The organism is Streptococcus sp. 20925_1_44 (assembly GCF_041432435.1).
GTDB classification, from domain to species: Bacteria; Bacillota; Bacilli; order Lactobacillales; family Streptococcaceae; genus Streptococcus; species Streptococcus infantis.
The window spans coordinates 340,554-355,072 of the sequence record NZ_JAPVZQ010000001.1 but is presented as its reverse complement, the minus strand read 5'-3'; the positions used below and the strand labels follow the sequence as shown (position 1 = coordinate 355,072).

Sequence of the window (14,519 nt, the reverse complement as noted above, 5' to 3'; positions counted from 1 at the left end):
TATCCAAACATAAACGATTAAGTAAAACTACCAAAACCAACCTTCATCATCATCGATTGGCTCAGCTTCTTTAATCTTACGTGGACCAGTTCCGTACATATCAGCTTCGATATCTTCTTTTGTTGGCAAGATAGAGGCTAGGATGATGTAGATGATGATTCCAAGTCCGAAGTTTGCGATTGTAAAGATAGCAAAAATGAAGCGCACAAGAGTAACATCAAGGTCCCATTTATCAGAGAGTCCAGCAAGTACTCCTGATATCATACGATTCCGTCTCATTTTATAAAATTTTCTATTCATGATTTGTACCTCTTTCGGTATTCTTGAAATAAGTATAACATGAACTAAAACATCCTGCATCAGTCCTTAGGCGGATTTTGCAAAATGAGTTTGCCACGACAGAGACCACAACGATAACGTTTGGTATCAATTCGTCGCTTTCGTTGATAGGTTTGGCCACAAGTCTGACAAGTATAGACTAGAACTGGTGTTTGACTGACACTTGATAAGGGTGGAACAAAGCGGAGCCCGTCTACTTCTTTTAAAAGTTTCTTAAAGGCTAAATCTTTATGTTTATACCCCTTGCCCTCATAGTATAGATGATAATGACAGAGTTCGTGACGGACAATTTTCCGAAAAACCTCTAAACCAAGTTCTTGATAGATTTTTGGATTAAAATCCAAATGCCCATCCTTTGGAAAGAATCGCCCACCTGTCGACCGTAGACGAGAATTCCATTGAGCTTGGTGTTTAAAAGGTTTCCCAAAGTCTTCTAAAGAAACTTGTTTAACGTAATTAGTTAGATTCATCTGGAGCAAGGAGCGACAGATTTACTTTTTCGCGTTGGACATCAATCTTCTTCACCCAAACGGTTACCAAATCACCAACTGAAACGACTTGACTCGGATGTTTGATGAATTTCTTGCTCATGTGAGAGATATGAATCAGGCCATCCTCGTGAATACCAATGTCAACAAAGGCACCGAAGTCAACGACGTTACGGACAACGCCCTCAAGCTTTTGGCCAACTTTCAAGTCTTTAATATCCAAGACATCCTGACGAAGTACTGGAGCATCAAAAGAATCACGGAAATCTCGACCTGGTTTTAAAAGATCTGCAATAATATCTTTAAGAGTTTCTTGACCGAGGTCTAATTCTTGGGCCATTTCATTGATTGAAATAGATTTGAGTTTGACTTGTGCTTCTTCATTTAGCTCTTTAATGTCCAAACGTTTGAAGAGTTCCTTAACAGCAGCATAGTTTTCTGGGTGAACACCTGTGTTATCAAGGATATTGCTACTTTCAGGGATACGGAGGAAACCTGCAGCCTGTTCAAAGGCTTTTGCTCCTAAACGAGGAACTTTCTTGATTTGGGCGCGTGAAGTGATTTTACCTTCTTCTTCACGATACTTCACGATATTTTCAGAGATTGTTTTGTTAAGACCAGCTACGTGCGAAAGTAAGGCTGGACTAGCTGTATTGACATTGACACCGACTTGGTTAACTACTGTATCAACAACAAAGTCCAGACTTTCAGACAGTTTTTTCTGACTAACATCGTGCTGATACTGACCGACACCGATGGATTTGGGATCAATTTTAACCAATTCAGCAAGTGGGTCTTGCAAGCGACGAGCAATAGAAATAGCAGAACGTTTTTCAACAGTTAACTCTGGAAACTCTTGACGAGCAAGTTCACTAGCTGAGTAGACAGATGCCCCGCTCTCATTGACAATGACATAGCTGACCTCAGGAAAATCTTTAAGTACTTCAGCGACAAAGGCTTCGCTCTCACGACTAGCAGTACCATTACCGATAGCAATGATTTCCACACCATATTGGCCAATTAAATCTGCCAAATCTCTCTTTGCTTCTTCAATCTGACGGGCAGAGGCTGGTTTGACGGGATAAATGACTTGCGTTGTTAGCATCTTCCCAGTCGCATCCACGACTGCAAGCTTGGCACCTGTACGAAAGGCAGGGTCAAATCCAAGGACCACGCGCCCTTTAAGAGGTGCGACAAGGAGAAGATTTCGAAGGTTTTCTGAGAAGAGTTGAATAGCTCCTTCTTCTGCCTTCTCTGTTAATTCTGTACGAATACGACGCTCAATAGCTGGTAATACTTTTTTCTTGACAGATTGCTGAATAACTTCCTCAATATAAGCATTCTTAACCTTAAAACGAACACTAAAGAAAGATAGAATCCGATCAGTCGCATGCTCAAAGCCAATTTTCAAAATGCCTAGCTTCTCACCACGATTAAGGGCAAGCGTACGGTAACCTTGCATGTTTGCAACTGTTTCTGAGAAATCGTAATAAATCTGAAAGACTTGTTTTTCATCAAGACTCTCATCTTTGACTTGAGAAGTAATCTTAGAGCGTCTAAGTACCTCTTGATAGGTCATTGAACGTAAATGAACATCCTCAGATAGTGCTTCAACCAAGATGTCTACAGCCCCAGCCAAAACTTCTTGAGGAGTTTCGAAACCTTCACAGACAAATGCTTCTGCTTCTTTTTCTAGGTTAGAAACATTTTGTAAAATCAAGCGAGCAAGTGGAAAAAGTCCTGCCTCACGCGCAATCGTTGCCTTGGTGCGACGTTTCTCCTTATAGGGAAGATAGAGTTCTTCTACATCTGCGAGTTTTTCAGCTGCTAGAATTGCTTCTTCCAATTCCTTAGTTAGCTTGCCTTGCTCTTTGATTTTTGCTAAGACGGCTTCCTTACGATCATTTAGAGCAGTTAAACTCTTATCGAGGTCGATAATAGCTTTAATGGCTACCTCATCTAGACTTCCGGTCATATCTTTCCGATAACGGGCGATAAAGGGGATAGTTGCGCCTTCTGCTGTCAAAGACAAGACAGTATCAATCTGCTTTAAAGTTACACCCAAATCTTGGGAAATTTTTTCATATTTTTTATCCATGAAACTATTATACCATAAGGAAGAAAGCTTGTTTTCATTAATTTGTTGCTTTCATTCAACTTTATAAAGATAAAAGCCATGTTTATTTTAAAATTCAACTATTTCTTAGAAATAATAGTATAATAGTGTTAACTAAAAGAATCGAGGTATGCCTTATGGCTGTTAAATTTACAAAAACTGATGACTTAGATAAGATGTTCGAAGAATTCGCTAAACTACCTGACTTGAAGCAAGTAACATTTCCAGATGACAAAGAAAAGAAAGATAAGGCAGAAAAGAAGAAATAGATGACACTCTTTCAAAGTTTACCTTCTAGTGTGCTACAAGCTGGCGCCATTTTTCTTTCAATTATCATTGAAGCTTTACCCTTTGTCTTAATTGGTAGCTTCATCTCTGGTGCCATTGAAGTCTATGTCACACCTGAGAAGGTTTATAAATTTCTCCCTAAAAATCGCTTGGGGAGAATCTTTTTTGGTAGCTTCATCGGTTTCCTCTTCCCTTCTTGCGAATGTGGAATCGTTCCTATCATCAACCGTTTTTTAGAAAAGAAGGTTCCTAGCTATACAGCGGTACCTTTTCTAGTAACGGCTCCTATCATCAATCCTATCGTACTTTTTGCGACTTATTCAGCCTTTGGTCATTCAATTCAAATGGTTTTCCTAAGAGCTTTGGGCGCGATTCTAGTTGCTACTATATTGGGTATATTTCTTGGTTTTGTCTGGGAGGGACCTATCCAAAAGGAAAATAGATTGGCTTGCCATGAGCATGATTTTTCTCACTTGACTAAAAGTCAAAAAATCCTTCATGTCTTTATCCAAGCTATTGATGAATTCTTTGATATGGGGCGTTACTTGGTCTTTGGCTGTCTTTTTGCCAGCATAGTCCAGGTCTATGTACCAACTGGTATCCTGACATCCATCACTGCGACACCACTGCTTGCTATTGTTCTCTTGATGGTCTTGTCCTTTCTTCTATCACTCTGTAGTGAAGCGGATGCCTTTATCGGATCTTCTCTTCTATCAAGTTTTGGCTTTGCTCCAGTGCTTGCCTTTCTGGTTATAGGTCCCATGCTTGATGTCAAGAACCTCCTCATGATGAAGAATTATCTCAAAATTCGCTTTATTTGGCAATTCATGACAATTGTAACTCTTGTTGTTCTTGTCTATTCTTATCTAGTCGGGGTGATGCTATGATTCGATTTTTTGTCTTATTTGGCTATTTTATCTTAACCCTTTATCTGCACCTATCAGGTAAGCTCAATCAGTATATAAACCTCCACTACTCATATCTGGCTTATATCACTATGTTTTTATCATTGTTACTAACCATTGTTCAAGCCTATATTTGCTTCAAGCGTTTGAAAGAACATAGTCACTTACATAGTTTTTCAGCCAAGCTTGCTAGTTTTGCCCTCTTAAGTTTACCCTTGTTAGTTGGATTTACCTTTCCAACTGTCACTCTGGATTCACAAACAGTATCGGCAAAAGGATATTATTTCCCTTTGTCGGAAGGAACTGACAAAGCAATCCAAGCAAGTGAAGGAACGAGCAGTCAGTATCTTAAACCGGATACCAGTCGCTTTTATTCACAAACAGCTCATGAAAATATTATTCGGAAGAGTGCTGATAAATACTTAGCCCAATCTAGGATAGTTATCAATGATGAAAATTACCTGGAGGTCATGGAAGCTATCTATGATTATCCAAATGAATTTGAAGGCAAGGAAATCGAGTTTATTGGCTTTGTCTACAACGATCCAAATCATACCAATAGTCAATTTGTTTTTCGCTTTGGTATTATGCACTGTATCGCTGATTCAGGCGTTTTTGGACTTTTGACTACAGGAAACACCAATCATTATGAAAATAACACTTGGGTGAAAGTTAAAGGTAAGATTAGCAATCACTATCACAAAGAACTAAACCAAGTCCTCCCAACCCTTGAAGCCCAGTCCTTCATCAAAGTGGATAAACCCGAAAACACTTATGTTTATAAAGAGTTTTAAAAAAGTAGCCTGAGGGGGCTACTTTTTCTTGTTTAATAAGTTTTTAACTTCTCGTGCTCCGATCTGATCGCCAGCTTTTTAAAGAGCTTGATATGCCCCATAAATTGAGAAGGCTGTAATCCTTGCAAGTTTCTAACGAGAAAGTTTCTGAGACTAATTTCTTGGCCTCTTCAATCTTCCCCTCAAACAATAATTCCCAGGCTTGATTCATGCTTATTCTCCTCTAGCTTATGTTGTATAGAAATCAATCGACAAATCACTATCAGACTCGTATTTTTTCCAGGCTATACTGAAGCCATAATAGTCTTCAAATTCTGGATGCCAGTCATAATAAAGTGGGATACGGCTAAATTTTCTTGCAACTACTTCATCTTCAAATTCTGGGGACTCTCCTGCAGTAATTCCAAATTGAAGGCCATTCATTTCCCAGGTGTTTCCCCAAACATTTTCGTCTGATAGAACGTCAATCCAGCGAGAGCCGTCAATATCAAAATCTGCACATAATTCAAGTTCTAACAATTTTCTGTAGTTTACCTTGGCAGGCTTTATATAAAAGGCTCCATCAACCTGATACTTTTTATCTTGTACTTGAATTTGTGTGATTTTCATCGGAATTGGAACTCTATTTAACTCCAACCAAAAATAGCCTAGAGGAGTTTTGATTGCATGGTAAATTTGTTTAGACTCTATTTTTACTTTTTTCGAGCAAGCATTTAGAACTCTTCCATGCTCAAGTATATTTTTACAAACTATTTTTGAAGTCTCAGAATTAAAAATAGAATACCTACGGATGACCCTTTTTAACTTTTCAACGGGATAAGTGATATCTCTTGAGTAAGCATGATATTTCTGGACTACCAGAGCTATTTTTTCAATATTTTCCTTTCCAGTTGGTACAATCACACCATGCCCAATATGAATACTTGGATCATCACAGATATAAGTATATCCATTTCCACCTTCTTGAAACTCAACGACAACGAGATTCAACTCCTGATCAGGATCGAAAAGTGGTTCAACTTTTTCACTGGTCTGGCGCTCATAAAAAGTGAAACAACCTGGATTATCCTCTTCGTCAAAGACCATAAAACTACCACAATTTGGGCACTTCCACATATAAAAGGAAGCCTCCGAAATGTCTTTATAGGAAATTCTATCATGTTCGTCAGTATTGTTAAAAATATCCTCAAGCAACTCATCCGAATAAACCGAATAAGCATTTGGATCAGGCGCTTGGTGGTCGTTCATTGCTTGACCACATCTACATGTCCATTTTCCCATATCTAACCTCAGTCGCGACTTAATTCTTCAAGGAAAAATTGATTAAGAGCTTCCCAGTCTTTCTTCTCCTCGGTAACACTTTGGATGTAATCGTCTAGTTCTTTGATATTTTTGGTGATGTAGTCCTGGATGGGCTTAATGGGCTCAATTTCCATACCTTCAGGCCCATTTATCTTGATATCAAGCAAACTAGATACATGCTCTTTCATTTCATCAGGAAGCAATTCTTTCACTAAATCATCAAATAAAATCGGTGGAACAGAATGATATTTTTCTATCCAACGACAGGCTAAAATTGGACGCAGAGCATAGAAGTACTTTTTAGGTTTGACCTTGTCTCCAGAAAGATACTTATTCATTTGAGTTCTAGCAGTATTCAAGTAATGGTGGAGCATCTTTTTATCGGAAAAATACTGACTAACAAGCGGACGGATACGGTCAATAAAGCCTTCGTCTTGCTGGTAAACGATTGGCGACTGTAACCACTCAAAGAGGGTTGGGTTTGACTTATAAAGCAACTTTAAAGACTTGTCCAAATCCCAGCCACTCACATCCCAGGTATCGTCAATTGGTAGTTCGATAACATCGCGATGATCGTTCAAACTAAGATAAAAATCTTGCTTATGCTTGTAAATGAAACGCACATCAAAATCACTATCCGGAGACTCAAAGCCCCAAGCGCGACTACCAGACTCAATTGCCCACAATACGGTAACATCATAATCACGTTCAATTTCCGCTAGTTTTTCAGGTACCATAATATTCATTGCTTCTTGTGTTTGCATCATGCTTCTCTTTCTATATTCAAGCTACTTCTTCGGCACGATTATTGATTAAGTCAATTGTTTGGACAATATTCCTCAATATTGGTATTTGATGTTGAAATAGTACTTGTACGGAACCATAAGATTTAAACGGTTCTTGTGTCAGCATCGACTTATCCATATACCCATTTTCAACGACATAATCGACAATCAATTTCACAAAAGAAATTTGCTTAGCATTAAGGCTTTCATCTGACAAGAACTTAGAAAACACTTGATTAGCGGCCTCTCTATTCAAACCAATAATCTCTCGCACCAATCTAGGAATAGCCTTATTTTCATAGTGCTGCTGATAGTCAGTTTTACTTCCTAATTTTTCCCATAATAAAGTTTCTAATGCTAATAAATCTTGTGCAGTCAACTTCTTGTTATAGTACAATTTAGAAATTGCTTCTTCATCCAAATGAGCTTTCAAATAATGCTCAACTTTTTCGTTATAGGATCGAAGATCATTTACCTGCAAATAAGGAGTGCTTTCATATACAGTAGAAAGAATTCGATCTTCAAAATTGACATAATATACCTTTCGGTTCGTTTTATCTAAGAATTGCAATAAATCTCTTAGAGACAGGCGTATTTTTTCAAGTTCAGACAAGCTTACTTCCTCCCAAAATTCAGGTTCTTGTACTTTCCTGATAATTTCTGCCTGTGCAAAGACCTGAGGGATATTGCCAACAGAAGCAAGAGCCTGAGCAGTTTTCATGACTTGAGATATATGGATCCTTGATGGCTTAGAGGTTAGTTGTCCGACTTGAATTTCTAACATCCATAAATCAAATCGTCTCGCCATTTCATTTTCTTTATCATCATCAAACATGAGAGGGGAGATATGACTATGAAGTTGCTCGCATGAAATCGTTGTAAGATTTTGCCAATTTTCTAATTTCTTATAGGTATAAACCGTATCTAAGACCATACGTACCCTAAAGTCTAACTCATTCAAGTCTTCTACTTGTCTATGAAGGTCTGAGACAAGTTGCTGACGATACTCTCTTGCAAATGGATCATCTTGATAGTGAAGGTCCTGTAGTTCACGAATCAAGTCCACCTTGATATTAAACAAACGCTGTGTCAATGGAACAATATGTCTTCCACTACCTTCTCTCGGATCTGCTTTGAAATATTCAAAGTTGTCACCATAATCAAATACCAAGAAATTTTCTTTATCTTGATCAGGTCCAAACAAATCTTTACAGAGACGGGTTCCACGACCAATCATTTGCCAAAATTTTGTTTTTGAGCGTACTTTCTTGAAAAATACTAAATTGACAACCTCTGGAACATCAATACCTGTATCCAACATGTCAACTGAAATTGCAATTTGAGGATATTTCTCCTTAATTTTAAAATCATCAATCAAGGTTTGATAATGTTTAATACTGTAATCAATCACCTGAGCATAGTCGCTCCCCTTTTCAGGATAACGTTTATTAAAAATCTCTCTAATATATTCTGCATGATGATGATTCTTGGCAAAGATAATCGTTTTTCCAATCTCATCCCCTGAAGCTGTCTGAATTCCTCTCGTCATTAATTCATCTAGAACAATCTCAACTGTAGCTTTATTAAAAATAAAGGAATTAAAAGCTCCAGCATCAATGTCTTTTTCTAGACTATCATCTTCAAATTGGCTATCAAAATATTCTTTATCTTCCTGGGATAGATCATCATAATGAAGGCCGTCTGTAGGTAATTCTAATCTGGTTTCAATTGAATGATAGGATACCAAGTAGCCGTCCTCAACAGCCTTCTCAAGATCATAAGCATAGGTAGGAACACCATTTTCTAAGTTGAAAAATCCATAAGTGTTTTTATCGAGATCCTGACGAGGTGTGGCCGTTAGGCCTAAGATTCTAGCATCAAAATAATCAAAAATGGCCTTGTACTTTTGATAAATAGAGCGGTGAGACTCATCAATAATAATAAGATCAAAGTGGCCAACAGTGAAAGGACGTTGAATGACTTCTTCCTGATCACTAATTGCTCCGATCATGGTCGGATAAGTAGAAAATACCATTCGACTTGATCTTGCCCCGGCTTTATCCTCTAAAAAGTTACAAACTGTAAGATCTGGAAGTAATTTCCTAAATGAATCATAGGCTTGCTTTACGAGAGATGTTCGGTCAGCTAGAAAGAGAACATTTTTGACCCAATTGTGACGTGATAGGATATCAACCAGAGAGACCGCTGTTCGAGTTTTCCCAGAACCAGTTGCCATGACCAAAAGAGCTTGTCTACGATTGTTGGAAAAAGCCTCACAAACACTTGCAATCGCATGTTTCTGGTAATAACGACCAGAAATATCGTCTCTGATTTTACTAGAAATATCCTCCAGTGGTTTTTGCAAATGCCGTCTGTCCATCAATAATTGCAATTCTTCTTGAGAATAGAATCCTGCAACCTGGCGACGATTTACACCATCAAGAATGTAGTGCTTGAGGCCATTTGTAATAAAACAAATCGGTTGATAACCTATTTGTTCCTCTAGCGCTTCAGCATATTCCTTGACTTGTACCTCACCAACTTCTGGATTCACTGCAGCCTTTTTAGCTTCAATAATTGCTAAAATCTTTCCATTTTTACCATAAAGAACGTAATCACAATAACCTGTTCCCGATCCGTGTTTCAGTCCATTAATAGCGACTTCTACCCGACAATTTTCTTCAAATGTCCAACCTGCTAGACGTAAATCAATGTCAATAAAGAGTTTTCTTGTCTCAGCCTCAGATAACTGATCGATGTGGAAAGGAACCTCTTGTCGTTGTGCAGCAGTTTCACGTTTTTCTGTATAATTCTCTTGAACTTCCAAGGACTGTACAGCCATTTGTTCATGAAAGTCAGGCATAACAGGTAAACTGTCTTGCAGTTCCACCATGGCTTGTGGTGTTTCTCTTTTCTTGACATTCTCTGAAAGTGGCAATAATTTCTCGTCAAAAAAACGTTCCACAAATTCATTGCTATAGCAGTAATCAATAAAGTTTACGAACTGGTACAAATGATGTAAGGCTAAAATCGCTTCGCGTTCCTTGATCTCCCCACCATGAGCAGCATGATTGCCCCAACGTATCAAGAGAACCATCTGACTATGAAGCTCTGGATCTACGATTTCTCTAAAGTCATCATCCCACACCAATGAAGACAAGGTAGCACGATAGGGGGCTTCCAAATAGGAATCATGACTATAAATCCAATGAACAGCTTGCTCCAAGGCACGACGAGCCATGAATGCTGTCGCTACAGTAGATGTCCCAATCATATTTTCAGCTTCTATACAGGGTTTTGAAAAAGATTCATACTCCTTGTTATTTAAAAGAAAATCAAAATTTCCCATTTTTCTCTCACTTTGAATATATAGATACGTATATTATACTAGATTTTAAGCTATTTCTCCACAGTTTTATAGCCATCTGACAAGCAAATTGTGATTTGTCAACCTGTGCCACAAAGTCTGCGAACTCGTTTTGAAGAGCTAGAGGAGGTATATTTAGCTTAAAATTATAAATGAAATCCTTGGTAATTCTTCTCTGGCCTCCACTTCCTGTCATCTTTCTCTCACCTTCAAGTCTAAATTTCGAAAGCATTGTTACATGGTATAACCAGACTGTATTTACTGTATTCTTGGGTCTAAGAACATGAAATTCAGTTGAACCAAATCCCACACCGTTCAATAGTCCAAATACTGGAGCACCTTTCCCATTTTCAAAGCAAGGCGTAATTTTTGCGACAATTACATCATTATCCTTAAAAAAAGTAAATCCCTTACGAACATCATCGATATTTCGATTTATAGATAAATCAATTTTCCCATTTTCACTAACGTTTGACATTGGCAAAAACGAAACATTGCCATTAAAATTTAGCAGTTCTTTCTTATTAGGATTTAACTCAATATGATCTTCTAATTTAGACTGTGGATTATCAAAAATATCCCCAAACATCTCGTTAAATCGGGATTTTACAAGGTTAGAAAGTTCACTAAGTTGCTTATTTCTATTTATTATTTGATACTCTAACATATCCAATATATCTACAATTGTATTTTGATTTTCTATAGTTTCAATATTAACTTTAGTTTTATTTAAATAGTCAGCTAACTTTAAATTAATAATGCCAGTTGTTTGATTTTGAAATTTTAACACCTTTTTTGTGTCATAGAAATATTTCATTAAATAAAATATATATTTAGAATTATATCCTGGTTTAACTCTTAAAATACTAGTAAAGTTATTTGTGAAATAATCTTGATCTGTAACATCGAAATATACAACACGTCCAACCGGTTGATTTGGACTACCTCCAGATTTTTCAATTATAATATCACCGGTTCTTAGAATTTTATCACTGTATTTAATTTTATCAATATCACGACATACAATATTATCTAGATTTAGTCTTCCAGAATTTAGAAAATTTGAGGTTCTAATTACTGCTGTTGACTCTCCTTTGCCACTATCCTCATTACCCCATTCACCATTTATAGATTTTTCAAATATATTTTGTAAAAAATGGATTGTCATGCAACCACCTCCTCGAAATATCGGGATTTGCACTTAAGAAATGAATTTCTGATGGGAATGTTTGACATTACTTTGGTTGACCATAGCATAGGCTAAAGTTGTATCAATTTTACTATGTCCAAGAAGCTTTTGAACTTGTTCGATAGGCATTCCTTTATCAATTGCCTTTGTCGCTAGTGTTCTTCTAAATTTATGAGGGTGAACCTTTTGAATTCCAAGTTTTTGACCTAATTTTCGTAATCGAATCTCAACACCAGCTATTCCGAGTCTTTGGGCTTTTCCGAGCAAGCTAACAAAAAGAGCTGGATGATTATCCTCTCTACTATTGATATAGTTCTTTAAATGGATTTTCGTACGAGCATCAAAATATACAGGTCTTTCCTTTTTACCTTTCCCAAATACTACACATTCACGATTCTCAAAGTCAATATCTGAGCGATTCAGCTGCACAAGTTCTCCCACGCGCATTCCTGTTGAAGCTAGTAGATCGATCATTGCCAAATCTCTTAGGTTCTCACAATTATCTCGCATGATTTCAAGATGTTCATCCGTATAAGTTTCCTTTACAGTTTGTTCTGTCTTTATTTTTTTAATCCGTCGAATCGGATTTTTTATAATGTACTCCTCTTGCTCTAACCATGCAAAAAATGAAGATAGGATGCGTCGGATATTGTCCAAGTTTGCTTTACTACAATCTTTTTCTGACTGATACTGTGCTAGATAACTTCTCAGATCATCTGTTGTCAGTTGTGTTACAGACTGCTTAATACCTGTAAATAAATTTTCAATGGTCCTTTGATAATAACGAATGGTTTTTGCACTACACCCCTCCACCTGTTTAGCAGTAATGAACAAGGCTAACAAGGAATTATTCGTATACTTCTGTTGATTTACACCATTCACTAAATGGCGCTCTAAACTCTCCCGTAATGCTAGTAATTGTGCATTGTTTAAAAGGGGTAGCATTTCTTGAATGATGATTGTCACTTTTGTTTCCATTTTTTCTCACTTTCATTATTTCAATAAAAAGAGACAATATTAGTTTTCTGAATTACAGAATTCTAATACTGTCTGTTTATCTATTTTTTACTTATAGGATTTAAATATCCAAGCTTAAATTTGGCTATTAGCTCTAAATGAATGTTCAGAGATCCATTTGGTGTAGCTAGATAACCTTTCATCTGTTAAGGATTCTACTGCGATAGTTACACACATATCGACCGCTTCTTCAACTGTTACAGAAAAACGATAACCATTTAACTGTAGAAATTTCACCAAAACGAAGAAAGCAGTTCTTTTATTAGCATTGGCAAAAACATGCTTCTTGATCAATTGGACAAATAGTATCGTTGCCTTATCAAAGATTGTTGGATAAAGAGGTTTGCCAAAAACAAATTGTTCTGGTAAATTGACAATCATATTTAAGGCAGAAGGACTAACCGTCTGAATTTTTTCATTTGGCGAATAACGTTGAATTGCTAAAGCATTGATTTTCTCGATTTGCCTTTCTGTTAGATAGACTGTCATTTTTCCACCAAAGCTTTAAAAACATCATCGTATTCGTCAAAGATTTTGTCCAAATCTAAGTCAAAGGCATCATCAGATGCATAAGAAATCTGATGCCCAGACTCTTCGGGAATAAAGATAATTTCACCACTTGGTAACAATTTTGCTTCGTATTTAACACCACTTGGAATATTGAATTCACTTGGAATGGTGATGGTGATTGAATTTCCTTGTTTTCTTGTTTTTACTACCATCTGATTTCCTCCTTTGAAGTATTATAACAAATAATTACCGTAATTACAATGATAGAATATCAGCCAAAATACTCTTGCATGAGAGATTTTTTCAAGGTTTCCAGTTCTTCTAGTGATTTTTGAATTGCCAATTGTGATTTGTCTACCTGAGCCACAAAGTCTGCGAACTCGTTTTGAAGGGAAAGAGGGGGGAAAATCAGTTCAAAATTTTTAATCAGTTGACCGTTTAAATTAGGTTGATTTCCTCCTCGTCCAAGTTCTCGTAATTCGCTATACCTCAGCATTAATTGATGCCAAATAAAAACTGGATTGTCTATTTTATTTGGAAATATAGCACCACATGCTTGGTTGCTAGTAGATTCAACTTTGAGGATTGCACTTCTTCCTCTTGTTTGTCCTTGACCATACATAGCAATTAATATTGTATTAACTGGAAAAAGTTTAAGAGATGTATTTTCTAAAGCAAATTCTGTGATTTTTTCCTCAGTTTCCGTAATTTCTTTATTTATTACCTCAGTTGTTTTTACCCAATTAATCGTTCCGCTATCCCAATATAATTTATTATCTCTTGATGGTGTACTTCCACTAGAAAGTTCAAATTTTTCACCTATTTTATATTTGGGGAATAATGTAGTATAAAAATCCCCAAACATCTCGTTAAATCGGGATTTGACGAGAAATTGATATTCTTTTATTACTTTTTTTCTAAGATAAATAAGATTATCAATCTTCTTGAGATTTTGAGTTTGTGTACATTGTACATCATAGGATGGTAGAATGATCTCAATATTCGAAATTATACTTTTAGAAATTTCCTTGAATGTTGCTCCACGTCCTATATTATTCAAAAAATTCTTCCTTGATTTAAAAAAATAATACAAATACTCATTATTTATCTCATTTGAGCAGATAAAATTTTTAAAACCTTGATTACAATACATTTCACATCCAGCAATAGCAACTTTCCCAATCGGAGCACGAGACGATAATAAAACTGTACCTATAGGAAATGATTTTAAGCCAGTTTTTTCAATTCCTAACTTACTAATTTTACGTTGTGTGTCAACTATGATAAAATCATCATCAGAAATTTCTGCTGGAGTAATCCATTTGTATTCTCCATTCCAATAATCTGGATTAGTACTTTTTGGAGTTGAACCTGTAACTATCTCACAAACTTCCCCCAACTTCACTTTTTTCATACGTT

15 protein-coding genes are annotated in these 14,519 nt (G+C 36.6%); 3 read left to right on the top strand and 12 right to left on the bottom strand.

Features of this window, described 5'->3' with window-relative positions:
- Window positions 1-27 precede the first annotated feature (27 nt).
- Genes O3643_RS01645 through O3643_RS01635 form a run of 3 tightly spaced genes read right to left on the bottom strand, consistent with a single transcriptional unit; the run spans window position 28 to window position 2,925 of the window.
- Window positions 28-300: a PspC domain-containing protein gene (locus tag O3643_RS01645; protein WP_371499388.1), complete on the bottom strand. Its 273-nt coding sequence runs from the start codon at window positions 298-300 to the stop codon at window positions 28-30.
- A gap of 59 nt (window positions 301-359) precedes the next feature.
- Window positions 360-809: a SprT family protein gene (locus O3643_RS01640; RefSeq protein WP_371499386.1), complete on the bottom strand. Its 450-nt coding sequence runs from the start codon at window positions 807-809 to the stop codon at window positions 360-362.
- Complete coding sequence (locus O3643_RS01635) at window positions 796-2,925, bottom strand: Tex family protein (RefSeq protein WP_371499384.1); 2,130 nt, start codon at window positions 2,923-2,925, stop codon at window positions 796-798. The genes O3643_RS01640 and O3643_RS01635 overlap by 14 nt, the downstream gene beginning before the upstream one ends.
- Before the next feature lie 155 nt (window positions 2,926-3,080).
- Here O3643_RS01635 and O3643_RS01630 point away from each other — a divergent pair, with 155 nt between their 5' ends.
- The 3 genes from O3643_RS01630 to O3643_RS01620 are packed head-to-tail and all read left to right on the top strand — an operon-like array spanning window position 3,081 to window position 4,930.
- The gene (locus O3643_RS01630; protein ID WP_000268695.1) at window positions 3,081-3,212 is read left to right on the top strand and encodes an SPJ_0845 family protein; all 132 of its coding nucleotides are present in this window, start codon (window positions 3,081-3,083) and stop codon (window positions 3,210-3,212) included.
- Window positions 3,213-4,118 (top strand): permease, encoded by a 906-nt coding sequence (locus O3643_RS01625; protein WP_371499382.1) that lies wholly within the window; start codon window positions 3,213-3,215, stop codon window positions 4,116-4,118.
- Window positions 4,115-4,930 (top strand): TIGR03943 family protein, encoded by an 816-nt coding sequence (locus O3643_RS01620; RefSeq protein WP_371499380.1) that lies wholly within the window; start codon window positions 4,115-4,117, stop codon window positions 4,928-4,930. Before O3643_RS01625 ends, O3643_RS01620 begins: the two co-directional genes overlap by 4 nt.
- A 43-nt stretch (window positions 4,931-4,973) precedes the next feature.
- Here O3643_RS01620 and O3643_RS01615 read toward each other — a convergent pair whose 3' ends face one another.
- The 9 genes from O3643_RS01615 to O3643_RS01575 form a co-directional block, all read right to left on the bottom strand.
- A complete protein-coding gene (locus O3643_RS01615; RefSeq protein WP_371499716.1) occupies window positions 4,974-5,141 on the bottom strand; it encodes a hypothetical protein in 168 nt (55 codons plus the stop codon).
- A gap of 17 nt (window positions 5,142-5,158) precedes the next feature.
- Window positions 5,159-6,211 carry a hypothetical protein gene (locus O3643_RS01610; RefSeq protein WP_371499378.1) on the bottom strand — a complete coding sequence of 351 codons (1,053 nt, stop codon included), beginning with the start codon at window positions 6,209-6,211 and terminating at the stop codon, window positions 5,159-5,161.
- A gap of 8 nt (window positions 6,212-6,219) precedes the next feature.
- A complete protein-coding gene (locus tag O3643_RS01605) occupies window positions 6,220-6,996 on the bottom strand; it encodes a DNA polymerase beta superfamily protein (protein ID WP_371499706.1) in 777 nt (258 codons plus the stop codon).
- Between the two features lie 19 nt (window positions 6,997-7,015).
- Window positions 7,016-10,366, bottom strand: a complete 3,351-nt coding sequence (locus tag O3643_RS01600; RefSeq protein WP_371499376.1) for a DEAD/DEAH box helicase family protein — start codon at window positions 10,364-10,366, stop codon at window positions 7,016-7,018.
- 7 nt (window positions 10,367-10,373) lie between these two features.
- Window positions 10,374-11,552, bottom strand: a complete 1,179-nt coding sequence (locus O3643_RS01595) for a restriction endonuclease subunit S (protein ID WP_371499374.1) — start codon at window positions 11,550-11,552, stop codon at window positions 10,374-10,376.
- 33 nt (window positions 11,553-11,585) lie between these two features.
- The gene (xerA, locus tag O3643_RS01590) at window positions 11,586-12,551 is read right to left on the bottom strand and encodes a site-specific tyrosine recombinase/integron integrase (RefSeq protein ID WP_371499372.1); all 966 of its coding nucleotides are present in this window, start codon (window positions 12,549-12,551) and stop codon (window positions 11,586-11,588) included.
- 114 nt (window positions 12,552-12,665) lie between these two features.
- Window positions 12,666-13,079, bottom strand: coding sequence for a type II toxin-antitoxin system death-on-curing family toxin (locus O3643_RS01585; RefSeq protein ID WP_371499370.1), 414 nt, complete (start codon window positions 13,077-13,079; stop codon window positions 12,666-12,668).
- A complete protein-coding gene (locus tag O3643_RS01580; protein ID WP_371499368.1) occupies window positions 13,076-13,312 on the bottom strand; it encodes an AbrB family transcriptional regulator in 237 nt (78 codons plus the stop codon). The genes O3643_RS01585 and O3643_RS01580 overlap by 4 nt, the downstream gene beginning before the upstream one ends.
- A gap of 59 nt (window positions 13,313-13,371) precedes the next feature.
- The gene (locus O3643_RS01575) at window positions 13,372-14,514 is read right to left on the bottom strand and encodes a restriction endonuclease subunit S (RefSeq protein ID WP_371499366.1); all 1,143 of its coding nucleotides are present in this window, start codon (window positions 14,512-14,514) and stop codon (window positions 13,372-13,374) included.
- Between the last annotated feature and the right edge of the window lie 5 nt (window positions 14,515-14,519).